At 71.6% G+C, this 23,126-nt stretch carries 21 protein-coding genes and 1 rRNA gene; 4 read left to right on the top strand and 18 right to left on the bottom strand.

Translation table 11 applies throughout. The features are described 5' to 3' along the window. Positions 1-16: 16 nt before the first annotated feature. The 13 genes from pssA to AW270_RS39315 form a co-directional block, all read right to left on the bottom strand. A complete protein-coding gene (gene pssA, locus AW270_RS36190) occupies positions 17-847 on the bottom strand; it encodes a CDP-diacylglycerol--serine O-phosphatidyltransferase (RefSeq protein ID WP_061300662.1) in 831 nt (276 codons plus the stop codon). Further along, positions 834-1,478: a phosphatidylserine decarboxylase gene (locus tag AW270_RS36185; protein ID WP_082802124.1), complete on the bottom strand. Its 645-nt coding sequence runs from the start codon at positions 1,476-1,478 to the stop codon at positions 834-836. The genes pssA and AW270_RS36185 overlap by 14 nt, the downstream gene beginning before the upstream one ends. Before the next feature lie 123 nt (positions 1,479-1,601). Continuing rightward, positions 1,602-2,588 (bottom strand): TerC family protein, encoded by a 987-nt coding sequence (locus tag AW270_RS36180; RefSeq protein ID WP_061300661.1) that lies wholly within the window; start codon positions 2,586-2,588, stop codon positions 1,602-1,604. Positions 2,589-2,837: 249 nt separating this feature from the next. Beyond that, positions 2,838-3,854 (bottom strand): glycosyltransferase family 4 protein, encoded by a 1,017-nt coding sequence (locus AW270_RS36175; RefSeq protein ID WP_061300660.1) that lies wholly within the window; start codon positions 3,852-3,854, stop codon positions 2,838-2,840. Continuing rightward, positions 3,851-5,419: a murein biosynthesis integral membrane protein MurJ gene (murJ, locus tag AW270_RS36170; protein ID WP_061300659.1), complete on the bottom strand. Its 1,569-nt coding sequence runs from the start codon at positions 5,417-5,419 to the stop codon at positions 3,851-3,853. Before murJ ends, AW270_RS36175 begins: the two co-directional genes overlap by 4 nt. After that, complete coding sequence (locus AW270_RS36165) at positions 5,416-6,264, bottom strand: hypothetical protein (RefSeq protein WP_061300658.1); 849 nt, start codon at positions 6,262-6,264, stop codon at positions 5,416-5,418. Before AW270_RS36165 ends, murJ begins: the two co-directional genes overlap by 4 nt. 18 nt (positions 6,265-6,282) lie before the next feature. Then, a complete protein-coding gene (locus AW270_RS36160) occupies positions 6,283-7,281 on the bottom strand; it encodes a copper transporter (RefSeq protein WP_061300657.1) in 999 nt (332 codons plus the stop codon). Beyond that, positions 7,278-8,483: a putative cytokinetic ring protein SteA gene (gene steA / locus AW270_RS36155; RefSeq protein ID WP_439649106.1), complete on the bottom strand. Its 1,206-nt coding sequence runs from the start codon at positions 8,481-8,483 to the stop codon at positions 7,278-7,280. Before steA ends, AW270_RS36160 begins: the two co-directional genes overlap by 4 nt. A gap of 461 nt (positions 8,484-8,944) precedes the next feature. After that, positions 8,945-10,663: a DNA repair protein RecN gene (recN, locus tag AW270_RS36150; protein WP_061300655.1), complete on the bottom strand. Its 1,719-nt coding sequence runs from the start codon at positions 10,661-10,663 to the stop codon at positions 8,945-8,947. Positions 10,664-10,728: 65 nt separating this feature from the next. Beyond that, positions 10,729-11,634, bottom strand: coding sequence for an NAD kinase (locus AW270_RS36145; protein WP_061300654.1), 906 nt, complete (start codon positions 11,632-11,634; stop codon positions 10,729-10,731). Then, positions 11,631-12,443, bottom strand: a complete 813-nt coding sequence (locus AW270_RS36140; protein WP_061300653.1) for a TlyA family RNA methyltransferase — start codon at positions 12,441-12,443, stop codon at positions 11,631-11,633. Before AW270_RS36140 ends, AW270_RS36145 begins: the two co-directional genes overlap by 4 nt. 40 nt (positions 12,444-12,483) lie before the next feature. Further along, entirely contained in the window at positions 12,484-12,783 is a 300-nt protein-coding gene (locus AW270_RS36135) for a hypothetical protein (protein ID WP_061300652.1), read from the bottom strand. A 144-nt stretch (positions 12,784-12,927) separates the two neighbouring features. Further along, positions 12,928-13,224 carry a hypothetical protein gene (locus tag AW270_RS39315; RefSeq protein WP_157523157.1) on the bottom strand — a complete coding sequence of 99 codons (297 nt, stop codon included), beginning with the start codon at positions 13,222-13,224 and terminating at the stop codon, positions 12,928-12,930. Between the two features lie 46 nt (positions 13,225-13,270). On the opposite strand from AW270_RS39315, the gene AW270_RS36125 reads away from it, so the two are divergent. After that, positions 13,271-14,647 (top strand): hypothetical protein, encoded by a 1,377-nt coding sequence (locus AW270_RS36125; RefSeq protein ID WP_157523154.1) that lies wholly within the window; start codon positions 13,271-13,273, stop codon positions 14,645-14,647. 39 nt (positions 14,648-14,686) lie between these two features. Then, positions 14,687-15,034 carry an SCP2 sterol-binding domain-containing protein gene (locus tag AW270_RS36120; RefSeq protein ID WP_061300649.1) on the top strand — a complete coding sequence of 116 codons (348 nt, stop codon included), beginning with the start codon at positions 14,687-14,689 and terminating at the stop codon, positions 15,032-15,034. Between the two features lie 1,117 nt (positions 15,035-16,151). Here the strand turns inward: AW270_RS36120 and AW270_RS36115 are convergent. Both AW270_RS36115 and AW270_RS36110 read right to left on the bottom strand, forming a co-directional pair. Continuing rightward, positions 16,152-17,141 (bottom strand): HAD-IIA family hydrolase, encoded by a 990-nt coding sequence (locus AW270_RS36115; protein WP_061300648.1) that lies wholly within the window; start codon positions 17,139-17,141, stop codon positions 16,152-16,154. Beyond that, the gene (locus tag AW270_RS36110; RefSeq protein ID WP_157523151.1) at positions 17,138-17,479 is read right to left on the bottom strand and encodes a tetratricopeptide repeat protein; all 342 of its coding nucleotides are present in this window, start codon (positions 17,477-17,479) and stop codon (positions 17,138-17,140) included. The genes AW270_RS36115 and AW270_RS36110 overlap by 4 nt, the downstream gene beginning before the upstream one ends. Positions 17,480-17,644: 165 nt before the next feature. Between AW270_RS36110 and AW270_RS36105 the strand changes: the two genes are divergently transcribed. Further along, on the top strand, positions 17,645-18,871 hold the full coding sequence (locus AW270_RS36105; RefSeq protein WP_245675021.1) for a DUF1015 family protein: 1,227 nt from the start codon (positions 17,645-17,647) through the stop codon (positions 18,869-18,871). A 3-nt stretch (positions 18,872-18,874) separates the two neighbouring features. On the opposite strand, the gene AW270_RS36100 is transcribed toward AW270_RS36105, so the two are convergent. Further along, positions 18,875-19,294: a single-stranded DNA-binding protein gene (locus AW270_RS36100; protein ID WP_082802122.1), complete on the bottom strand. Its 420-nt coding sequence runs from the start codon at positions 19,292-19,294 to the stop codon at positions 18,875-18,877. 99 nt (positions 19,295-19,393) lie between these two features. Between AW270_RS36100 and AW270_RS36095 the strand changes: the two genes are divergently transcribed. Beyond that, a complete protein-coding gene (locus AW270_RS36095) occupies positions 19,394-20,320 on the top strand; it encodes an MBL fold metallo-hydrolase (RefSeq protein ID WP_061300644.1) in 927 nt (308 codons plus the stop codon). Here the strand turns inward: AW270_RS36095 and AW270_RS41665 are convergent, their stop codons facing one another. Continuing rightward, positions 20,321-22,792: a hypothetical protein gene (locus AW270_RS41665; RefSeq protein ID WP_245675024.1), complete on the bottom strand. Its 2,472-nt coding sequence runs from the start codon at positions 22,790-22,792 to the stop codon at positions 20,321-20,323. Between the two features lie 224 nt (positions 22,793-23,016). Continuing rightward, positions 23,017-23,126, bottom strand: a 5S ribosomal RNA gene (gene rrf / locus AW270_RS36085); the annotation flags it as partial.

Here is a 23,126-nt window from a genome sequence, read left to right as displayed (position 1 = left end):
CCGGAAAGCCGCGGGGTCAGGACGCGGCGCGGCGCTCCTTGCGCTTGGCCCGCTTGAACATCAGCACCCGCAGCGGGATCGCCGACACGATCGCGATCTGCATGATGGCGCCGACCTGGATCAGCTGGTCGCCACCGGGCAGCCCGGCGGCCCAGATCGTGAGGCAGGCCACGTTGATCATCATCCAGCCCAGCACGAGCGCGGCCAGGTTGCCCTTGGGCTTGGGATACTCGATCCGGCTGATCATCAGGTAGGACGTTGCGAAGATGCCGAGGATCGTCCAGATCGTCGGCTGGAACAGCAGCACGATCGACACGATCGTCATCGCGCCCATGGGGATCGGCAGCCCCATGAAGTCGCCGCTCTTGGTCTTCACGCAGGCGAACCTGGCGAGCCGGGTCACGCCCGCGAGCAGCACCGACGCGGCGGCGGCCAGCACGAGCCACAGGGGCAGCGGGGCGTCGAAACCACCCCAGATCACGATCATGAACGCCGGCGCGAAGCCGAAGCTGATCACGTCGGCCAGGTTGTCGAGCTCGGCGCCCATCGCCGAGGCCCGGAACCTGCGGGCGACCAGCCCGTCGAACAGGTCACAGGTCGCCCCGACGAGCAGCAGCACGACGGCGGTGCCGAAGAACCGGGGGTCGGGCTCGAAGCTGCCACCGGTCCTCTTGAGCTGGTCGATCGCGCTGTACGCCAGCACGACGACCGACAGGAACCCCGACAGCGCGTTGCCGAGGGAGAGCAGATCGGCGGCCGACAGGCGGAACGCCTTGCCGACCGGCCCCATGGGTTCGTCCTCTTCCTCGACGGACCAGCTTCCGGCCCTGAGGTCAGGCGCGGTCAATGCGGGTCACCCCAGCCACAGTTCGGTCGCCGACGGTCACGGCGGGCTCGACGCCCTCCGGCAGATAGAGGTCGACCCGGGACCCGAGCCGGATCAGCCCGACCCGGTCACCCTGGGCGACCTTCGCGCCCGCCTGCAGATAGGGCACGATGCGGCGCGCGACGGCCCCGGCGATCTGGACCATCTCGATGTCGCCGAGCGCGGTGTCGAAGCGCCACACCACCCGCTCGTTCTTGTCGCTGTCCTTGTTGAACGCGGGCACGAACCCACCGGCCACGTGTTCCACCGAGACGACGGTCCCGGCGACGGGGGCGCGGTTGACGTGCACGTTGAGCGGGCTCATGAAGATCGCGACGCGGGTCCGGCCGTCGTCCCAGGGGTCGACGCTCTGGACGACGCCGTCGGCCGGCGAGAGCAGCCGTCCGACGCCGGGCGAGCGGTCAGGATCGCGGAAGAACCAGAGCATCCCGCCCGTGAGGGCCGTCAGCGGCACCGCCGCGAGGGCCCATTTGGGGGACCGAGCGGTCAGGGCCGCGGTGACGGCCGCCGCGGCCGCTGTCGGGGCGAGCCACGGCGAGACACCGCGGGCGAGCCTGACGCGAGGGCGAGGACTTTCTATTTCGTTCGACACTAGGAGCCTTTGTACTCTTTTGCGACTAGAGGACGGATTTGCGACTTAGGCAGTTATGTTACCGATGCCACAGTCCCTAACCGTCCTCTTTCGCGTCAAGCGCGTGACCCCGGGGGTCTGAGGCTAGTGCCGGTCGGCCTGCTCGGGCGCGGCGTCCTTCGCGGCGGCCACGGTGCGGCGCGACTTCATGATGCTCGCGACCGTCGTGACCAGCATGGTTCCGATGATGACGCCCAGGGAGACCTGGATGGGGATCTTCGGCGCCCACTCGACGACGTCGTGCATGGCCTCGAGGATCAGCTTCACGCCGATGAAGGCGAGGATGAAGGCCAGGCCGTAGCTGAGGTAGACCAGCCGCTGGAGCAGACCGCCGAGCAGGAAGTAGAGCTGCCGCAGACCCATCAGGGCGAAGGCGTTGGCGGTGAAGACGATGAACGCGTCGGTGGTGAGGCCGAAGATCGCGGGGATCGAGTCGAGGGCGAACAGCAGGTCGGTCGAGCCGATGGCGATCATGACGATCAGCATCGGGGTGACCATCTTCTTGCCGTCGACCCGGACGACCATCTTGGAGCCGACGTAGTCGGGGGTGGTGGGGAAGGCCCGCCGCGCGTAGCGCAGCAGGATGTTCTCGTCGAAGTCCTCTTCGCTCTTGTTGTGGTCGCGGATCATCGTGTACGCGGTGTAGAGGAGGATCGCGCCGAACACGTAGAAGAGCCAGTGGAAGGAGTTGAGGGCGGCGGCGCCGACGACGATGAAGAAGCCGCGCATGACGAGCGCTATCAGGATGCCGATCGTCAGCACCTTGTGCTGGTAGGCCTTCGGCACCGCGAATCTCGACATGATGATGTAGAACACGAACAGGTTGTCGATGCTCAGGCTGTATTCGGTGATGTAACCCGCGAAGAACTCACCCGACTGCTGCGGACCCGCGAAGATCAGCAGGCCGATGCCGAACAGCACGGCGATCGCGACGTAGAGCCCGACCCAGAAGCCCGCCTGACGGATGGAGAACTCCTTGGGCTCTCCACGGTCGACGACCCACAGGTCGATGGCGATGACCACGAGCAGGCCGATGATGACGGCAGCCCAACCCCACACGGGAATGTCCACTCTCTTGAATCCCTCCGGCGCGCGCGACAAAACACACTGCCGGAGGTCTCTCCCGCCCCTGGAAATCCTCCAGACACGGACCGACGGCCCCGGGTGCTACGCACCGTGATGACGGGACCGTCGCGAAGGGATACTCCCCCCCAACGCGACAAGTATAGAGACCTGTAAGGGGGCTGTCTGAACCCCGGACCCAGGTTTCTTGTGCGAATTATTCCTCTCAACCCGGAACAAGGCCGGGTGATTCCTCGATCAGGCGTAGGACTTCAACGCGGCCTCGACCGCGTCGTCGTCGCCCGGCAGGGCCGCGCCCCGCGCCCGTGCGGCGGCGGACAGGTCGCCGGCCAGCCGCTCGTCGCCGAGCAGCCGCAGCAGCGCCGACCGCAGCGCCCCGGCGTCGCCGGGCGGCAGCAGCAGCCCGGCCTCGCCGACCATCGGCGGGACCCCGCCCACGGCGAAGGCCACCACGGGCACCCCCGCCCGCAGCGCCTCCTGCACGCTGAGCGGCTGGCCCTCCCACCGGCTCGGCACGACCAGCGCGGTCGCCGCCCTGAGCAGCGCCGCCACGTCGGCCCGGTGGCCGAGCAGGGTGACCGGCAGGTTCTCGCGGGTGATCCGCTCCTGGAGCGCGCCGCGCAGCGGTCCCTCCCCGGCCAGGGCGAACAGCACATCCGGCGGGTACGGCCCCGCCGCGGCGTCCAGCAGCACCTCCAGCCCCTTCTGCTGGGCCAGCCGAGCCACGGTCAGCATCACCCGTCTCCCGGCGAACTCGGTCGTGGCGGGCAGGTCGTCCAGCGGGGGCGCGGGCACCACGGCGGCGGCGACGTTCCCGGCGCCGAGCGCGGCCATGCGGTCGCCCAGGTCGGGCGAGACGACCAGGACCGCGTCGGCCCGCCGGGCCACGATCCGTTCGAGGGCCGCGTAGACCGCGCCGACCGCCCCGCGCGCGGTGACGGCGTTGTGCAGCGTGACGACCAGCCGCCGCGGCCCGGCCAGGGCGGCCAGGGCGCCGGCGCGCAGGCCGTGGGCATGCACGACGTCGGCCTCGATCCTCCGCAGGATCGCGACGGTCCGGGCGTCGTTGACCGGGTGTGGGCGGTCGGAGACGGGGATCTCCACCACGGTCCCGGTGAACCCGAATCTCGTCAGGGTTTCGGCCGGACCGGCGACCACGACCTCGTGACCCCGGGCGGCGAACCCGTCGGCGAGGGTGCGGACGTGACGGCCCACTCCCCCGGCGCTGGTGCCGAGGGTCAGCACGATCTTCACCTTCTGATCACTTCCCTGAGGTCGTCCCGATCGATCGCCGCCGCGACCGCCCCGCCGAACCCGGCCGCCACGATCCCGGCCAGGCCCGCCACCAGCACACTCGGCCACAGGCCCGGCGTGCCGAGCAGCCAGACGACGGCCGAACCGGCCGCCGCCCCCGTCACGCCCCCGGCCACCGCCGCCAGGGCGGCCCGGGTCAGCCCGTCGAGGGGGCCGTAGGCGCGGCGGACGGCCAGCAGCAGCAGCACCCCCGCCGTGGTCATGCCGATCGTGCTGCCCAGCCCGAGGGCGCCGACCGCCCAGTCGCCGGGCAGCGCGAGCACGAGCAGGACCTGGGCGACGATCACCACGATCCAGCCGACGACCTGGTCGCGGGCGGCGGGGCGGCCGTGGCCGCCGGCGTACAGGACGCGGGACAGGTGGGCCATCAGGCCGTAGCCGATCAGGCCGGGGGCGAACAGGGCGATGCCGAGGGCGAGCTGGCCGGGCGGGACCTTGGACTTGGTCATCAGGAACACCTCGGCGACCGGCGCGGCGACCGCGACGAGCGCGCCCGCCGCCAGGCCCGAGATGAGGACCACCGCCCGGGTGGTCCGGGCGGCCAGCGCCGCGAAGCCCTCGTGGTCGCCGCCTTCGAACCGGGCCGACAGCACCGGGAAGGCGCTGGTGGCGATCGGGACCGCGAGGACGGCGTAGGGGACCAGGTAGATCGCCCACGCGTAGTTGTAGGCGGCCAGGCGGCCCGCGCCGCCCTCGTTGGCCAGCCGGATCACCACCGCCATCGCCACCTGCTGGGCCAGCAGCGCGCTCAGCCCGGCCGCCGCCAGCCGCCTGACCTGGGGGGCGACGCCCGGCGGGAAGCGCAGCGTCGGCCGCCAGCGCAGGCCCAGCCGCGCCACCGGCCACAGCACGGTGAGCACCAGCGACAGCACGCCCAGCGTGGTGCCCACGCTCAGCACGAGTTCGGCCGTGCGGGGCAGCCCGGCGATCTCGGCCGTGCCGCCCAGCGGGACGAACGCCAGGTAGGCCACGATGACCACGACGCTCGACACGAGCGGGGCCAGCGCGGGCCCGGCGAACCTCCGGTGGGCCTGCAGGACGCCGTAGAGGACGACCGCCAGACCGTACAGAAGAATCTGGGGCGCGAAGACGACGAGCATGTGGGCGGCGAGCACCACGACGTCACCGGCGTCGCAGTCCTTGACCGTCTCCGGCACGAACACCCACATGATCGGGCCCGCGAGCAGCGCGGCCAGCGCGCTCAGCGGGACCAGCAGCACGACGACCCAGGTCAGCAGCCCCGAGGCGATCCGCCCGGCGCTCTCCCGGTCACCCCGCTCGGCCGCGCCCGCCAGCACCGGCACGACCATGCCCGCCAGCGCGCCCCCGACGACGATCTCGAAGACCAGGTTCGGCACGGAGTTGGCGGTGAAATAGGCCGTCGACAGGCAGCCGGTGCCGACCGTCTTGGCGAAGACCAGCTGCTTGGCGAAGCCGGTGACGCGCGCCGCGATCGTGATGACGCCGATGAGCAGGGCCGCCCCCGCGACCCCCCGGGCCGTCAAGGGGTGGGCCGGATGACCTCGGCCGGAGGCGGCACGGGACGGCGCCCGAGCATGTCGAGCCGGTTCAGCACCGGATTGCCCGCGATGACCTTGGTGAACGACACCTTCTCCGAGGCGGCGGTGAGCGCCGCGACGGTGCCGAGCACGGCCAGCCGCCCGGGACGGCCCAGGTTCTGCGCGGCGGCCAGCCCGAGCAGCGCGCCGAGCGCGTTGGCGCCGGTGTCGCCGAGCATCGCGCGTTCTGCCAGGTCGCCCGGGAGCAGCGCGGCGGCGGCCCCCAGCGGCACGGCGGCCAGCGGCGATCCCGCCAGCGGCGCCCCGGCGAGCATCCCCACCTTGATCGCGCGGCCCGGCCGCAGGTCGAACAGGTTGGCCAGGTTCGCCGAACCGGCGATCAGCGCGCCGTCGATCGCGATGTCGACCACGTCGCGGCGGGTCAGCGCGGCGGCGGCGAGGCCGGTCGCGCCGATCCCGAGGATCTTCACCGCGCCGCTGGTGACCTGGCCCTTCCGCAGCGCCGACAGGTGGCCCTTGAAACCCTTGGAGGCGCTGGTGCCGAACACGTCGTCGTAGGCGCCGAGCGCGCCGCAGGCGAGGGAGGTCAGCACCCCTGCGGCCCTGGTCTTCGCGGGCAGGCCGGGCGTGAGCGCCAGCGCCGCCGCCGCGCCCGCCGCGAACGCGGGGCCTTCGAGCAGCGTGACCGGTTCGCCGCGGTGGTTGACGCGGGCCCAGGTCTTCTCGTCGCCGAAGGGCTGCTTCCTGGTGAACGCCGTGTAGGCCGCCCGCGCGGCGGCCGCGCCGAGCGCCGCCCCCGCCAGGGCGAAGAGCACGGAACGCTGAGTCACAGCGGGTCCTTCCTGAGGTCAGCCCGTGGACGAGGCCACGGGAGACGGGCTGACAGAGGGCGTGATCGTGATCGTGGGCACCGCCGGGGCCGGCTCGAACGCGGTCGCGCCGCTGCCGATCCCGTAGGCGCCCGACTGCCCGCCGAGCTGCTCCCTGAGCGCGTCGACCACGACGATCCGGCCCGAGGGCAGGTCGAGCGTGTCGACGCTGGACACCTGCGAGGTCTCCTCGCCCGAGTCGAGCAGCGCGGCGATCACCCCGCCGGTGGCCGACGCGGTGGTGGTGCCGGTCATGACCGTACCGAAACCGGCCTTGTCGAGGGCGCCCGATACCGAGACGATCGCCCCGTTCATGGTCTCGGCCGTGTCCGCCTCGTAGGGCGCGGCCGGCGCCACCACGATCGCCAGGGTGGCCCGGTCGGCCGGTTCGCCGTTGACCGCGATGAAGCCGCCCTCCTGGAAGGCCGACAGCACGGTCGAGGTGGCCGGGTTGGCGGTGCCCGCCTGCGGCCGCATGTTCGTCACGAGCGCGGCGGCCAGCACCGTGCCCGCCTTGTCGTAGGGGGTGGCGCCTTCGGGGAAGGTCGCGCCCGCCGGGGCGAGCTGGGTCGCCAGCCCGTCGACGACCCCGGCCTGCTCGGGCTCCAGGAACCCGTCGGTGAGGGAGACCCGGCCCGTGTAGACCGCGCCCGCCAGCTCCAGCACCTCGCGCAGCGGGTCGCGCAGGGCCGTGGGCGCGCCCGGCGCCTCGACGACCACGACGCGCTCGCCCGCCAGGTCACGCTCGACCAGTTCGGCGGTGGCGGCGGTGACGAAGGCGTTGTTACCGTCTTCGCGGGCCTGCTGCGCGGCCATCTCGGCCTGCAGGGTCACGTTGTTTTTCTTCAGGGTCTCTGCGGTCACCTGCGTCGTCTCGATGATCGGATCCTGGAGGACGGTGCTGCCGAGCACGATGCCCACGGTCAGCGCCAGGAAGATCGCCACGATGGAGACGAGGTGATAGCGAAAATCGATCACGAGAAGAGTCCGACCACCCAGAATATGAAGCCGTTCCAGACGTCCTGCGCCCCGTCGAGCCAGATCTTGCCGACGGGCGAGACGAACAGCACCACGCCGATCGTGACGATCGTGGTGGCGACCAGGAGCAGCAGCGACGCCGCGGAGATGCGGCTGCGGTAGAGCCTGCTGACGCCTTTGGCGTCGATGAGCTTGCTGCCCAGCCGGAGCCGGGTGAGAAAGGTGCTGGCCATGCCGGCCCGCCCCTTGTCGAGGAACTCCACGAGCGTGGCGTGGGTGCCGACCGCGACGATCAGCTCCGCGCCCTTCTCGTCGGCCAGCAACATCGCGATGTCCTCGCTGGTCGCGGCGGCCGGGAAGACGACGGCCTCCCGCCCGAGCTTGCGCACGTGGTCGAGCCCGGGGGCCCGCCCGTCGGGATAGGCGTGGACGACCAGTTCGGCACCGCCGGTCAGCGCCTCGTCGGACACCGAGTCGAAGTCGCCGACGATGATGTCGGGCCGGTAGCCGGCTTCCAGCAGCGCGTCGGCGCCGCCGTCGACGCCGATCATGACCGGCCGGTATTCGCGGATGTAGGGCCGCAGGGCGGCGATGTCTTCCTTGTAGTGGTATCCGCGGACCACGATCAGGGCGTGACGCCCGTCGAGCTTGGTGACGATGTCGGGGACGCCGACGCCGTCGATGAGCAGGTCGCGTTCCCGCCGGACGTACTCCATCGTGTTGACAGTGAACGCCTCGATCTGGACCGACAGCCCGGCGCGGGCCTCGGTCATCGCGGCCTCGACCATCTCGGAGGTCATCACCTCGCCCTTGCCGGCGATCTCCTCGTCGACGTGGACGACGCCGTCGGAGACCCGCACGACGTCACCGTCGCGGATCTTCTCGAAGAGCTCGGGGGTCGCGTTGTCGACCAGGGTCACCCCGGCGTCGAGCAGGATCTGCGGCCCCAGGTTCGGGTAGCGGCCGGAGACGCTCGCGGCCACGTTGACCACCACGGACACGCCACACGCGACGAGGGCCTCCGCGCTGACCCGGTCGATGTCGACGTGATCGATGATCGCGATTTCCCCTGGGCGAAGGCGCTTGGTGAGCCTCTTGGTGCGCCGGTCGATGCGCGCCGTCGCAGTCACCCCGGGAAGGACACTGACCTTCCGGCGGCGGAGGCCTGGAACCCTGACGCTCGAGACCTTCATCGGGACCATCCTGCCAGAGGTGACGACCTTGGAGGCCCGACACCCCGGCACCCGCCAGCTTTGTCGCCACCCTGCCCACATGCCGCCGACCCCCATGTCGCCATACGGCCTCGTCCGGGCGCGATGCCCACACTGCCCGAACACGAACCGATGTCACCCGACGAGGAAAAACAATCGAAACCGCCCGTCCGGCCCCCGCCGTCCTCCCAGCCTGGCCAACTTTCGCCTGTTTCGCTGGTTCTTTTCCGATATGTGACTAAGCCGACCCCACCATCGCACCGCGCTGAGCTGCGCTCATATCCCCCGGCCGCGTTCCGGTTTCCAGCTTCCGTTACGGCTCCGCCCACCCTGACCCCGCTCGCCGCCCGTCGCCGGCCCGGTGATCCGGCGCCGACGACCGCTCTCCCCTCCGCCGCGACGAAGGCAAGCTTCCGAGGTGCGTCCTCTTTCGCAGGGGCGCGAGCGGAGGGTCAGCCGGTGGCCTTCGACGCCGCCGCGGTGGCGAGCAGTTCCTCCGCGTGGGCGCGGCCCAGCTCAGAGTCCTCCATGCCGGCCAGCATGCGGGCCAGCTCGCGCTTGCGGGCCTCGCGGTCGAGGGCGACCACGCCGCTGCGGACCACGCTGCCGTCGCTGTCCTTCTCGACGACCAGGTGCTGGTCGGCGAAGGCGGCCACCTGGGGCAGGTGGGTGACGACGATGACCTGGGCGGTGCGGGCCAGTTTGGCCAGCCGGCGGCCGATCTCCACCGCCGCCTTGCCGCCGACGCCCGCGTCGACCTCGTCGAACACGAACGTGGGCACCGGGTCGGCCCCGGCGAAGACGACCTCGATGGCCAGCATGACGCGGCTCAGCTCGCCGCCCGACGCGCCCTTGTTCAGCGGCAGCGGCGGCGACGCCGGATGGGGGGCCATGCGCAGCTCGACCTCGTCGACGCCCGCCGGGCCGAAGCCGCCGGTCGAGTCGATCACGACGGAGACCCGGGCGTGGGGCATCGCCAGGGCGGTCAGCTCCTCGGTCACGGCCACGGCGAAGCGTTCGGCGGCGGCCTCGCGGATGCGGGTCAGCTCCCCGGCCAGCTCGCCGAGCCGGACGGTCAGCTCCTCGTGTTCGCGGGTCAGCTCGCCGATGCGGTCGTCGTCGCCGTCGAGCTCGCCGACGCGGACGGCCGCCCGCTGGGCCCAGGCGAGGACCTCGGCGATGTCGACGCCGTATTTACGGGTCAGCCCGTTGAGCAGGGCGCGGCGTTCGTGGACCACGCCGAGGCGCTGGGGGTCGGCCTCGACCGACTCCGCGTAGGCGGCCAGCTCGGTCGCCACGTCGTTGATCAGGTAACCGGCCTCGGCCAGGCGTTCGGCCAGACCGGCCAGCGCGGGGTCGTAGTCGCGGGCCGACTCGACCGCCGACCGGGCCTGACCGATCAGCGACACCGCGTCGGGCGCCGCCTCCGGCCCCGACATCGGATCGCCGAGCAGCGCCGTGTGGGCGGTCGTCGCGGCGGAGCGGAGGGTGTCGGCGTGGGTGAGGCGCTCGGCCTCCTCCTTCAGCTCGACGTCCTCCCCGGCGCGGGGGGCGACCTTCTCGATCTCCTCCAGGCCGAACCGCAGGACGTCGGCCTCCTGCGCCCGCTCGCGCGCCTTGCCGGTCAGCTCGGCCACCAGGTCGCCGACCTGCTTGTGTCTCTTGTACGTCTGCTCGTAGGCCCGCAACGGCTTGACCAGCTCGTCGCCGGCGTAGCGGTCGAGGGCGGCGCGCTGGCGGCCCGGCTGGAGCAGCCGCTGCTGGTCCATCTGCCCGTGGACGGCCACCAGGTCGTCGGCCAGGAACGTGAGCGTCCCGACCGGGACGGTGCGCCCGCCGAGCCACGCCCGCGACCGCCCCTCGGAGGAGACGGTGCGGGAGATGATGAGCTCGCCGTTGTCGACCTCGCCGCCGATGTCGAACACCTGCTGGGCGGCGCGGCCACCCGGGTCGACGATGAGAGTGCCCTCGACGGAGCACTTGTCGGACCCGGGACGGACCCGGGCGGGGTCGGCCCGGCCGCCGAACAGCAGGCCGAGACCGGTCACCACCATCGTCTTGCCGGCGCCCGTCTCACCCGTGACAACGGTGAATCCGGGCGACAGTTCCAGGACGGCCTCGTCGATGACGCCCAGCCCCCGGATGCGGACCTCCTCGACCCTCGGTCGCACTGGTCCCTCCCGTTCAACGTCAATGTCGCAAGCGATCCTACGCTCAACTCGCCAAGATTTTCGAGTCACGCGGGCCTGACCCGGCCGCGCCAGCCCTCGACCGGAAGGCCGAACTTGGCGACCAGCCGGTCGGTGAAAGGGACGCCCGTGGAGTCGACGCCCAGCATGCGCGCGAGGCGTACGGGATGGGTGCCCTTGCGGATCTCGACCCGCACACCCGGCGGCAGGTCGAAGCGGCGGCGGCCGTCGCACCACAGCACGCCGGCGTGGGTCGTCGACAGCAGTTCGATCGCGATCGTGCTGGTCGGCGCCACCACCAGGGGCCGCGCGAACAGCGCGTGGGCGCTGTTGGGGACCACCAGCAGCGCCTCGACCTGCGGCCACACGACGGGACCTCCGGCCGAGAACGCGTAAGCCGTCGAACCGGTCGACGTGGCGCAGATGACGCCGTCGCAGCCCCAGCGGGACAGCGGATGCCCGTCGATCTCCGCCACCACCTCGAGCATGCCGTCGCGCTTCTCCACCGACGCCTCGTTGAGCGCCCACGTGCGCGCCAGGATGGTGCCGTTGCGGACGGTGACGTCGACGGTCATCCGCTCCTCGACCTCGAACCGCCCGTCGACCACCCGGTCGACCACGACGTGGAGGTCCTCGACCTCGGCCTCGGCGAGGAACCCGACGTGGCCGAGGTTCACGCCCAGCAGCGGCACGCCGGTGGGCCGGGAGATCTCGGCGGCGCGCAGCAGGGTGCCGTCGCCGCCGAGCACGACGATGATCTCGGCGCCGAACGCGGCCCGCTCGTCGGCCGGGACGACCTCCACCCCCGTCCGGGCCACCTCCTCGGCCTCGTCCTCCAGGACCCGGACCTTCAGGCCCTCCTTGAGCAGCCGGTCGATGACCAGCCGGGCGCTCTCGACGGCGGCGTCCCGCCCGGTGTGACAGGTGATCAGGACCGATCGGCTGTCGCTCATCGGGGTCCCTCCTCGACGGCACGCGCGACGGCGGCGGCCACGTCGGCGACCGCCTCGTGACCGGGCCCCTTCCCGAGCCGGATCAGATATTCCACGTTGCCCGACGGCCCCGGCAGCGGACTGGCCGTCACGCCCTTGACCGTGAGCCCCAGCCCCTGCGCCGCCGCCGCGGCGTCGCGCACCGCTCCGGCCCTCAGCTCCGGGTCGCGTACGACCCCTCCAGCGCCCACGCGTTCCTTCCCCACCTCGAACTGCGGCTTGACCAGCATGACCAGCTCACCGCCCTCGGCCAGGACCGCCGACAGCGCCGGCAGCACCAGCCGCAGCGAGATGAACGACAGGTCGCCGACGATGAGCGTGGGCGGCTCCCCGACCATCTCGGGGGTGAGGTCGCGGACGTTCACCCGCTCCATGACCGTGACCCGCTCGTCGGTCCGCAGCGACCAGGCGAGCTGCCCGTAGCCGACGTCGACCGCCAGCACGTGGCCCGCGCCCCGCCGCAACAGCACGTCGGTGAACCCGCCGGTCGAGGCGCCCGCGTCGAGACAGCGCCGCCCCGTGACGTCGAGGTCGGCGAAGACGTCGAGGGCGCCGATGAGCTTGTGGGCCCCCCGGGACACGTAGTCGGGCCCGTCGGAGGCCTCCGCGACCACGATCGGGGCGGCGGTGTCGACCTGGGTGGCCGCTTTGGAGGCGGGCCGGCCACCGATGGTGACCCGGCCCGCCTCGATGAGCTGGGCGGCCTGCTCCCGCGAACGGGCCAGGTTGCGCCGCACCAGCTCGCTGTCGAGACGGCGGCGCTGGCTCAACGGAGACCTCTGGGGGGATGGTCGGCGGGGGGTCTAGACGTCACGGGCGGTCGTCCACAGCGGCAAGGGTCTCCTCCAATGTGCCGAGCACCTGCTCGTACACCTCTACATGGGCCGCGACCGGCACCTCCGCGAGCCGTTCGACGGCGCCGCGGACGGCCGCCACGGGATCGAGGCCGGGCGGGATGCCGGGCGGTTGGGTGCCGGCCGGGGCAACGGCCGGCACCACGTTGATGGGCGGGGTCGCCATGACGTCCGCCGGCGAACCGGCTTCCGCGGACACAGCGGCCTGCACCGGCACGACGGCTTCCCCACCGCCGGCCGAGTTCGTCTCGGTCATGCGCCCCCTCCGGTGTCAGATACGCGGCCCTTGCCCGAATCGCCTCACGAGGCACCCGAATACAAGGCCCCGAACTCGGGCCGCAGACGCTCCGCCGCCTCGACGGTAGCGGACAGAACCGACGCCGTCGCTCGCGCGGCGTCCCTACGCCTTCTTACCGGCCTTCTTGCCCGACTTCTTGGCCGACGCCTTCTTCGTGGCCTTCTTACCGTTCTTCCCGGGCCCGGTCGACAGCTTGGCCGCGACGGCGGTCCCCGCATGGGACGCCGCCCCGATCGCCTTGGCGGCCCGGGCCTCGGCCTTGACGACCCGGGGCGACCCGGTCGCCTTGGCCATCCGCGCGGCGGCGGTGGCGGGCGTCCGGGCGGTCCCGACGGCGTGCGCCATCCGGGCCGCCATCTTCTCGGCCCTGGCGACCCGGGCGGACCCGGTCGCCTTCACGATCCGAGCCGCCGCCTTCTCCGCCTTGGCGATCCGGTTCCCGGCCGTGGAGTCAGCACTCCGCGAAACCGCCGCCTTACGCGCGACCGCCGTCGACCCGGAAGTGGCCGACCGCGAAGCCGAGGTCCTGCGCACCGCACCCGACACCGTGGAACCCGAGCTCTTGCGCACCGCGGCCGCAGCCACGGAACCCGGCGTGGCCGACCGCGAAGCCGAAGCCTTCCGCCCCGAAGCCGCGGACCCGGAAGTGGCCGACCGCGAAGCCGAGGTCCTGCGCACCGCACCCGACGCCGTGGAACCAGAAGTGGCCGACCGCGAAGCCGAGGTCCTGCGCCCCGACGTCGTCGAACCAGAGCCGGCCGACCGCGAAGCGGAGGTCTTGCGCACCGCGCGGGACGCCGAACCACCGGCGGCCGACGCCGAGCGGCTGAGACCGGTCATCGACGAACGCACCCCCGCCGAGCGCGAGCCCGACGCCTTACGCACCGCGGCCGAAGCCGCGACCCGGCCGTTCGCCGAACGCGAGGCCGATGCCGAACGCGAAGCCGAGGTCTTGCGGGCCGCCGCAGAAGCCCCGGAGCGCCCGGTCGCCGACGTCTTACGGGCCGAAGCCGACGTCGCGGAGAGGCCGTTCATCGTCCGCGACACCGACGCCTTGCGAGTGGACCCGGCCGCCTTCCGCACCGAGCCCGCGGCCGTCCGCGAGGCCGACGCCTTGCGCGCCGTCCCGGTCCGCGCCGCCGAAGCCGACCGCGACGACCCCGAAGCGGCCGAGGAACGCGAAGCGGCGGTACGCGCCGTCGCGGCCTTCCGCGCCGCACCCGAGCGGGCCGCCGTCTTCCGCCCGGAAGCCGACGAACGCGACGAGCCGCCCGAAGCGGCCGCCTTGGCCGTCCGCTGGGCCGCCGCAGTCGTGTCGGCGGTCGCCGACGCGGCCATGGCGGCCATCGCCGAGATGGTCCGCCCGGCCTTGGCCGCCGTCCGGCTCAGCCGGGACGCCACCCCCCGCCCGGCCGACGCCGAAGCGGCCGACGACCGCGTGGTCGTGCGCGGCCGGGACCCGTTGGCCCGGCTGCCGGGTTTCTTACGCCCCTGCAGCTCGCGGACCTGCGACCGGAGCCGGTCGACCTCGTCCTTGCGCGCGAGGTCGAAGACCCCGAGCACCTGGTCGGCCCCCGACCGGACCACCTTCCCGATCCCCTTGGACGACCGCCGCCTCCTGCCGGACCGCGACGAGTCCGTGTCGAGCAGGTCGATGACGGCGTCGCGAGCGCTGCTCGTCGCCGTCTCGGTGATGGACGTGGCCATCTGTACGATGCCACGCAACGTGTGGAACACCATGCGAACCCCCTTGTCACCTGACACGCCCCCACGTGCCAGATTTCGCGTAGTACTCAGGTTGAACGCTACCGTCCGTTGGTAGATGGGCATTTGACCGGTCCTGGCTTAAGGGGGAGGACGCATGGCGACGATCGAAGAATGCCGTGCCGCATTGGACAAATTGGGCGAGCAGTTCCACGAGATCAGCGACGAGGACCGCGCCAAACATGTGGTCGAGCGCCGGCTCCAATGCCGCATCTCCGACCTCAACGTCACCTTCTACGGCCGCATTCACCGCGAAGGCCTCGACCCCTTCACCGAGATCCCCCCGGCCGACGGCCGCCCCGCCGAAGTGAAACTCACCTTGGGCAGCCAGGACCTCATCGCCCTCGTCAACGGCGAACTCGACATGGCCCGCGCCCTATTCAGCGGCAGAGTGAAAATCGACGCGAGCCTGGGCGACCTCCTCCGCCTCCGCCGCCTCCTCTGAGCCCTTACCTCCTCCGCCACAGCACCACAGAACGCGACGTCAAACCCCCACAGAAACGTCGCACGGAACATCCATCCGCGCGACAACCCGCCACGCCCCGTTAAGCCCGATCGCGTGCCCGCCTTCCCCGGCGAGCAGCCTTTCCCACCGCGCCTGTCCAATCCCCAGTCACCGGTACCGCTCTCGACCAAGCCATCCTCGCCCCGCTCACTTATGGCCGAGAACATGGCCGCTCGCACCAGCGAGCAGCCTTTCCAGCACGCTAAGAGGCCTCCTACGGGGGACCTGTCGAGCATGTTTCCTGCCGCAGCCGGAAGGCAGCACTCGAGACCGGTGCCAGAAAAGTCAGCCACCGACCACCACCTCCCGCACGCCATTCCACGACCGGCAATGCGCCCCAATTCGCGCCAAGCAGCCTCTCTATGCGCCCTGCCCTGAAGTTCGGGATGCGGCATGGCCATCGGCAGCCGACAAGCGAGCTGAGAGAGGTTTCGACAGCCAGCAGAGACCTCAACCGAGCAGCCCATTTCCCAGATCCCCGAGCCAAGCCGAGAGCGCCGGCAAAGCTCACCGCCGAGCGGCCGATTCTCTGCGCCGCTTAGGCCGAAGCATCGAGAGTGAAGCTGAATATCGCCTCGAGCAGCCTCCGGCCGCGCCCATCCACGACCAGCAGAAAGCCCAGGTGGGTGGCCATCAAGAAAGTCGCCCCTGCTGCACCTGACCAACGCCAGGGCAGGCACGCGCGATCCATCAAGCAAGCAACCCAAGCGCCCACCTGACCAATCCCAGGCGCGGACACACGCGACTCACCAAGCAAGCAGCCCATGCCCCGCCAGACCAATCCCGGGCGCAGGCACACATGACCGCCAAGTCAGTAGCCAATGCACCACCTGATCAATCCCAAGCGCAGGCACGCACGACCTGCCAGTCCGTAAGCTCAGGCACCACCTGACCGACCGCAGGCAAAGGCACGCAGAACCCGCTGAGCAAGTAATCCGCGTCTGGCCCTGACCAGTGCCAAGGCCAAGCGCGTGTAGCCACGTCAAGAAGGTTCGTTCGTGCAGCACCTGACGGATGCCAGGCGCGGCACGCACACACCACTACGAAAAGCGCCCGCCTACCCCAGCGCCCGAAGCGCAGGCTTGACCGCGTCCTCCTCGGCTCGCTCCTCCCCCACACCGGCCCACGTCGCGGCGCAGGCCGCTCGCAGGGCGTCGATCGAATCGCCGTCGCCCGAGAGCCGCAGCCGTCCGCCGTCCCAGGACGCCCGCCACCCCCCGCACTCCCACCCGTCGTCGACGGGCCGCGCCGAAGCGGCGGGCTGGTGCAGCCCCGACAGGTCGGCGGACACATGGGTCGGCCGGTGGACCGGTGAGGCGGTCAGCAGGTCGAGCGGGGTGGCGACCCCGGTCAGCACCAGGAGGCTGTCGACCCCGGCCCGGTTGGCCCCCTCGATGTCGGTGTCCAGCCGGTCGCCCACGATCAGAGGCCGCTGGGCCTCGGTGCGGATCATCGACTCCCGGTGCAGCGGCGGCTCCGGCTTGCCGGCCACCACCGGGGTCACCCCCGTGGCGGTCACGATCACCTTCAGCATCGACCCGTTCCCGGGCATCTCGCCCCGGTCGGTCGGCATCGTGCTGTCGTGGTTGGCCGCCACGAACCACGCCCCGCCGCGAACGGCCAGGGCTCCTTCGCTGAGCAGACCGTAGGAGAGCCCGTCCCAGATCCCCTGGACGACCGCCGCCGGCCCCTCCAGCGCGGTCGTCACCGGCCGCAGCCCATGGGCGCGCAGGGCCGACCGCAGCCCCATCCCGCCGACGACCAGCACGGCTGACCCGGCCGGCACGTGTTCGGCCACCAGCCGGGCGGCCGCCTGCGCGGAGGTCACCACGTCCTCCGGGGCGGCGGGCACCCCGAGGTGGGTCAGGTGTTCGGCGATCGCCGCCGGGGTGCGGGAGGCGTTGTTGGTCACGTAGGCCAGGCGCACGCCCCGCTCCCGGGCCAGGGCCAGCGCTTCGGGTGCGCCGGGGACGGCGTGGCGTCCCAGGTAGACCACGCCGTCGAGGTCGAGGAGCAGGGTGTCGTACGCGTCGAGCAGGTGGTTCACGCGCGCCTCGCGCGCAGGGTCGCCCGGATCTGGGTGAGGGCGGAGACGTAGTTTCGTTCGTCCGGACGCATCGCGACAGCGACGGCCAGGGGTTCCTGGGCGCCTTCGATGTCGCCGGTTCGCCAAAGTGCCATACCGAGACCGTAGTAGGCGTAGTCTTCGGCCGGGTTGGCGTCCACGATCCAGCGGAAGCTGGTGGCCGCCTCCGCGTACCGCCGGGAGTTGAACTGGGCCCTGGCCAGCCCCTCGCGGATGCTCCGGGAGTCGGGTTCGGCCCCGGCCGCGCGCTCGAGGAGCGCCGCGGCGGCGGCCGGACTGCCCTCCTGGAGGAGCTTCATGCCGCGTTGGTACCACTCGTATACGTCGCCCGACGGACTGCCGGACGTGTCGCCCACTCCATTCTGATCATGCCGTGTCACGCGATGGCCTCCTGCTTCCGATTTCGACTCCAACCGGGCACCGCGGCAGTGGGGAGTCCGGGCCTTTATGGCAGCATGCCCGATATGGAGAGATCTGAACGGACGGGACTGGTGCTGCGCCCGTTCCGCGGCGTGCGCTACACGTCCGACGATCTGGGCGCGGTGACCTCCCCGCCGTACGACCTCATCTCCCCCGCCGAGGCCCGGCGGCTGGCTGACGCCCACCCGAACAACGTGGTCCGGCTGATCCTTCCCGGCGCCGGCCACTACACCGAGGCCCGCGACACCCTGGCCGCCTGGCTCGACGCGGGAATCCTGGCCGCCGACGCGACACCGGCTCTCTATGTGTACGAACAGAGCGGCGCCACCTCCGTCCAACGCGGCCTGATCGGCGCCGTCGGGGTCGGCTCCGCCGCGGTCCTCCCCCACGAGAACGTGATGCCCGGCCCGGTGGCCGACCGCCTGGCCCTCATGCGCACCACCCAGGCCAACCTCGAACCCATCTTCCTCCTGTACGCCGGCGGCGGCCCCGCCACCGCCGTGGTCGAACGGGTGGCCGCCACGAGCCCCCCACTCCTGGACCTGACCTCGAACGACGGCACCCGCCACCGCCTCTGGGCGATCACCGACTCCGCCGACCTGGACACGATCGCGGGCGACCTGGCCGGCCACCACGCCATGATCGCCGACGGCCACCACCGCTACGCCACCTACCAACGGCTCCAGGCCGAACACGACGAACCCGGCCCCTGGGACGGCGGCCTCGCCTACCTGGTCGACTCGACCGCCTACCCCCCGGACCTGAAGGCCATCCACCGGGTCATCCCGGCCCTGCCGGTGAGCGAGGCGGTCGCCCGCGCCAAGGGCGCCTGGCAGGTCCACGAGTACGCCAGCCTCGACGAGGCCCTCACGGCCCTGGCCACGGCGAACAACCCCGCCTACGTCGTGACGGCGGGCGGCCCCGCCCACCTCCTGACCGATCCCGACCCCCTCCAGCTGAGCCTGGCCATGCCGGACGACCGCTCGGAGCGCTGGCGTTCCCTGGCCACAGCCGTTTTGAACGAGTTCCTCCTCCCCAAGGTCTGGGGCATCGAGGACGACGAACAGCAGGTCCAGATCGTCCACCACGACCACGCGCGCGCCGCCGCCCTGGCCCGGGAGACCGACGGCACCGCCGTCCTGATGCGCCCACTGGACGCCTCCGACGTCTTCGCCGTCGCCGAGGAAGGCGAACGGGTCCCCCGGAAGTCGACCTCCTTCGGCCCCAAGCCCGCCACCGGCCTGATCCTCAGAACCTTCGCCACGGGCTGACCCTCAGGCCACGGCTGAGGAGGGGCGTTCCTCGGGTGGATCCTCCGGATCGCTTTGAGGAGTTCGCGGGCTGGGCGCGTCGGCGACCACGGCGCGATGGGCCAGGCGGACCGACAGGGCCTCCACCTCGAAGGCGCTGCCGCCTCGCCACCAGCGGCGGCGCAGAGCGCCCTGGACCTCGATCACGTCGTCGACCGTCAGGCCCGCCAGGGCGTCGCGGACCTGCGGGTCGTAGGTGACGCACTCGATCGCGTCGGCTCGCCCCTTGGCGTTCTCGGGGACGGGACGGCGGACCGCGAGCCTCCATTGGGTGAGTTCGGCGCCGCTGGGCAGGAGGCGGGACTCCGCGGCCTTGGACAGGCGGCCGACGAGAATGACCTCGTTGTGGTGGGCCGGGACGCTCACCATCTGATCAACTGACATGTGATCCCCTTCTCTCGGGCACCACTCTCGGTGACTATGCTGCTGCCCCGGCTATGAGAAAGCCATTCTGTGAGAACCCGTTCTCGCTGGGAGGTGCCTGTGGAAAACGTGACCCCGCTCGGCGGAGACGTGTACGAGATCGACACTCGGCTGGCCGGATTCGCCGGAATCACCGCCGGATATCTGATCCTCGGTGATCGGCCGTGCCTGGTGGAGACGGGGACGTCGACGTCGGCCCCGGTCGTCCGGGACGCGCTGGCGTCACTCGGCGTGGGGCCCGCCGATCTCGCGACGGTCGTCGTGACGCACATCCACCTCGACCACGCGGGTGGAGTGGGCGACATCTCTGAGATGTTCCCGAGCGCGGAGATCGTCGTACACGAGAAAGGGGCCCGGCATCTGGCCGATCCGTCCCGGCTCATGTCCAGTGCCCGGATGGTCTGGGCTGATCGGCTCGACACCCTCTTCGGGATGTTGAAGCCGACCGACGCGGCCCGGATCCGGGCCCTCGGGGACACCGGCGTGATCGATCTGGGCAACGGGCGGCACCTGGCCAGCCACTACTCACCCGGCCACGCCAAACACCACGTCGGGCTGCTCGACTCGCTGACCGGCGATCTGTACGTCGGGGACGCCGCCGGCGTCTACATCCCCGACACCGGGGACGTCCGGCCGTCCACGCCGCCGCCGGACTTCGATCTCGACACCGCACTGGCGTCGATCGCCCTCTTCGAAGCGCTCGGGCCGCAGCGGCTGCTTTTCAGCCACTACGGCCCGGTCGACGAGGTCGGATCGGTTCTGGAGCGATCCGCCGAGGAACTACTGATCTGGGTTGATCTGGCCAAGCAGGCGAGGGGCGAGCAGCTCGACCTCGACCACGCCGTGGCGATGGTCGACCAGCGCACCCGTGACCGGTATGCCCGGCCCACCCCCGGCGACAAGGCCGCTGAGCACATCGAGATGCTCAGCGGCACCGAGCCGAACCTGGCGGGGATCATGCACTGGCTCGACCGCCCGGAGGCCTGATCAGTCCTCCGGCTTGCCCGCCGGCCCGTCGAGGACGTCGCCGTAGTCGGGCTCGATGAACGCCGGCCCGAAACCGGGCTCCTCAGCCGGCTTCTTGTCGGTCACGACCTCGGCCTTCGCCGGGGCGGCAGCCTCCTCGTCGTCGAGGTCGTCGTCGAGGTCGTCGACGTCGGAGGCGTCGCCTACCGCAGGCGCACCGACGTCGTCGTTGGCGGCTTCGGTGGTCGGCGCGGCAGAGGCGCTGGAGTCCTCCTCTTCGGCCTCGTCGTCGAGATCATCCTCGTCGTCGAGGTCGGCCTCGTCGGCGACGTCCGCGCCGGGGTCGCTGGTGTAGCCGTCGTCGTCGAGGTCGTCCTCTTCGAGGTCCTCGATCAGCGCGCCGGTCAGCTCCGCGTAGCGCTCGGCCGCGTCGGTCTCGCCGTCCTCGTCGAACGAGGCGGCGCGGCCGAACCAGTCGGTGGCCGCGGTCGCGTGGCCGGCCGCCGCGAGGGCGTCGGCGTAGGCGAAGGCCAGGCGCGCCGACCACTCGCGCGGCTGCGGGTCGCGCAGCTCGGGCAGCCGCTGGAGAGTCACGACGGCCGCGTCGAGCTGGCCCAGGTCACGCCGGGCGCCCGACTCGACGATGGCCAGTTCGATCTTGCCGGACCGGTCGAGCTTCTCGGCCTCCTTCGACTTGACCAGGTCGAGCGCGCGCTCAGGCCGGCCCATGCCGCGCTCGCAGTCTGCCATGATCGGCAGGAACGCCTCGGAGCCGGTCATCCGCCGGGCGGCGCGCAGGTCGCTGAGCGCCTCGGCGTACTGTCCCGCGTGGTAGGCGGCGATGCCCACCGCCTCCCGGACGACGCCGATGCGTCCCGCGAAACGGCGCGCGACCTTGGCGTGCTCGTAGGCCTTCTCGACCTCCTCCGACGCGAGCGCCCGGGTCGCGGCGACCAGGTGCAGGGCGACCAGCTCGGCCAGATCGCCAGGCAGCGACTTCAGCTCGGAGCGGGCGTCCTTGTCGAGCTCGTCAGCGGTGATGTCCGCCTCAAGCTCGGGAAGCACCTCGCGCTCACGCCGCGGCTCCTCCTCACGCCCATAGCGGGTACGGCTGCCGCCCCGGTCGTCACCGAACGACCGCTGCGGACGGTCGTCCCGATCCTGGAAGCTGCGACGCGGCCGGTCGTCCCGGTCGCCCGAAGGCCGGCGGTCACCACGGTCGCCGAACGGCCGCTGCGGCCGGTCGTCGCGGTTCTGGTAGGACCGCTGCGGACGGTCCCCGCCGCGGAAACGGTCCCGGTCGCCGTAGACGGGCCGGTCGTCGCGGCTGGGCGCGCCACGGCGGTCGTCCCGGTCGCCGAACGACCGCTGAGGCCGATCACCGCGATCGCCGAAGGACCGCTGGGGCCGGTCGTCCCTGTTCTGGTACGACCGCTGCGGACGGTCATCCCGATCCCCGTAGGAACGCTGGGGCCGGTCGTCACGGTTCTGGAACGGCCGGGACTGCCGGTCGTCACGGTCACCGTATGAGCGCTGGGGCCGGTCACCCCGGTCGTTGAAGGACCTCTGGGGACGGTCGTCACGATCACCGTAAGAACGCTGCGGCCGGTCGTCCCGGTTCTGGAAAGGCCGCTGCGGGCGGTCACCCCGGTCACCATAGGGACGCTGAGGCCGGTCGCCGCGATCCTGGAACGGCCGCTGCGGACGGTCGCCCCGGTCACCGTAGGGACGCTGGGGGCGGTCACCGCGGTCGTTGAACGGCCGCTGGGGCCGGTCGCCGCGGTCGTTGAAGGACCGCTGGGGACGGTCGCCCCGGTCACCGTAGGGACGCTGCGGGCGGTCGCCACGGTCGCCGAACGGCCGCTGGGGCCGGTCACCGCGATCCTGGAACGGCCGCTGGGGCCGGTCGCCACGGTCGTTGAACGGCCGCTGAGGGCGGTCACCACGGTCGCCGTAAGAACGCTGGGGGCGGTCACCACGGTCGCCGCGGTCGTTGAAGGACCGCTGGGGACGGTCGCCCCGGTCACCGTAGGGACGCTGAGGGCGGTCACCACGGTCGTTGAACGGCCGCTGGGGCCGGTCGCCGCGATCGTTGAAGGACCGCTGGGGACGGTCGCCCCGGTCACCGTAAGAACGCTGCGGACGGTCACCACGGTCGCCGGCGGGGCGCTGGGGGCGGTCGTCGCGGTTCTGGAAGCCGCGACGGTCGTCGCGGTCGCCGTAAGAACGCTGGGGACGGTCGCCGGAGGGCCGCTGGGGGCGGGAGTCGCGCACGCCGTAACGGCCGCCGAAGCCACCGCCGCCTCGCGAGTCGTCGCGGTCGCGGTAGCCGCCTCGGCTGTCCGCGCGGAAGGGGCGGGAGCCCCGGTCGTTCTCACCTCCGCGTCTGTCGTCACCGCCGCGGCCGTACCTGTCGCCGTCCCGGCCACCGGCCGGACGGTCGTTTCTCTCTTCGCCACGGCCCGCGCCGTCACGCCCGTCTTCTCTGTTCACTTTGATCCTCTGTTGCTCCACCGCGTACGGATCTACGTCTCTGGCTATGAGGCGGGTGCGCGGTTCGGGCACTGTTATGGGTCGCGTAATCCTCTGACGCGACGAAGGCCACCCATCGTCAGGGTGGCCCGGCTAAGCCAGCCTAGCAAGTCTTCACAGGTGATGTGGACCTGCCCTGAAACGACGAAAGCCCGACCAAAACTGGTCGGGCTTTCGTGAAAATTGTCCGGCGGTGTCCTACTCTCCCACACCGTCCCCGGTGCAGTACCATCGGCGCTGGAGGGCTTAACTTCCGGGTTCGGAATGTAACCGGGTGTTTCCCCTCCGCCATAAC

Origin of the sequence: Herbidospora cretacea (genome assembly GCF_001570605.1) — a bacterium.
Taxonomy (GTDB): Bacteria; Actinomycetota; Actinomycetes; order Streptosporangiales; family Streptosporangiaceae; genus Herbidospora; species Herbidospora cretacea.
The sequence above is the reverse complement of the archived record's forward strand: the minus strand, read 5'-3'. Positions and strand labels throughout refer to the sequence as shown.

Bases quoted from the DNA above. Each gene is read 5' to 3' on its own strand.
- steA (WP_439649106.1), bottom strand. From the start codon at position 8,483: ATGGTCCCGATGAAGGTCTCGAGCGTCAGGGTTCCAGGCCTCCGCCGC.
- AW270_RS36145 (WP_061300654.1), bottom strand. From the start codon at position 11,634: ATGAGCGACAGCCGATCGGTCCTGATCACCTGTCACACCGGGCGGGAC.
- AW270_RS36135 (WP_061300652.1), bottom strand. From the start codon at position 12,783: ATGACCGAGACGAACTCGGCCGGCGGTGGGGAAGCCGTCGTGCCGGTG.
- AW270_RS36120 (WP_061300649.1), top strand. From the start codon at position 14,687: ATGGCGACGATCGAAGAATGCCGTGCCGCATTGGACAAATTGGGCGAG.
- AW270_RS36110 (WP_157523151.1), bottom strand. From the start codon at position 17,479: ATGAAGCTCCTCCAGGAGGGCAGTCCGGCCGCCGCCGCGGCGCTCCTC.
- AW270_RS36105 (WP_245675021.1), top strand. From the start codon at position 17,645: ATGGAGAGATCTGAACGGACGGGACTGGTGCTGCGCCCGTTCCGCGGC.
- AW270_RS36100 (WP_082802122.1), bottom strand. From the start codon at position 19,294: ATGTCAGTTGATCAGATGGTGAGCGTCCCGGCCCACCACAACGAGGTC.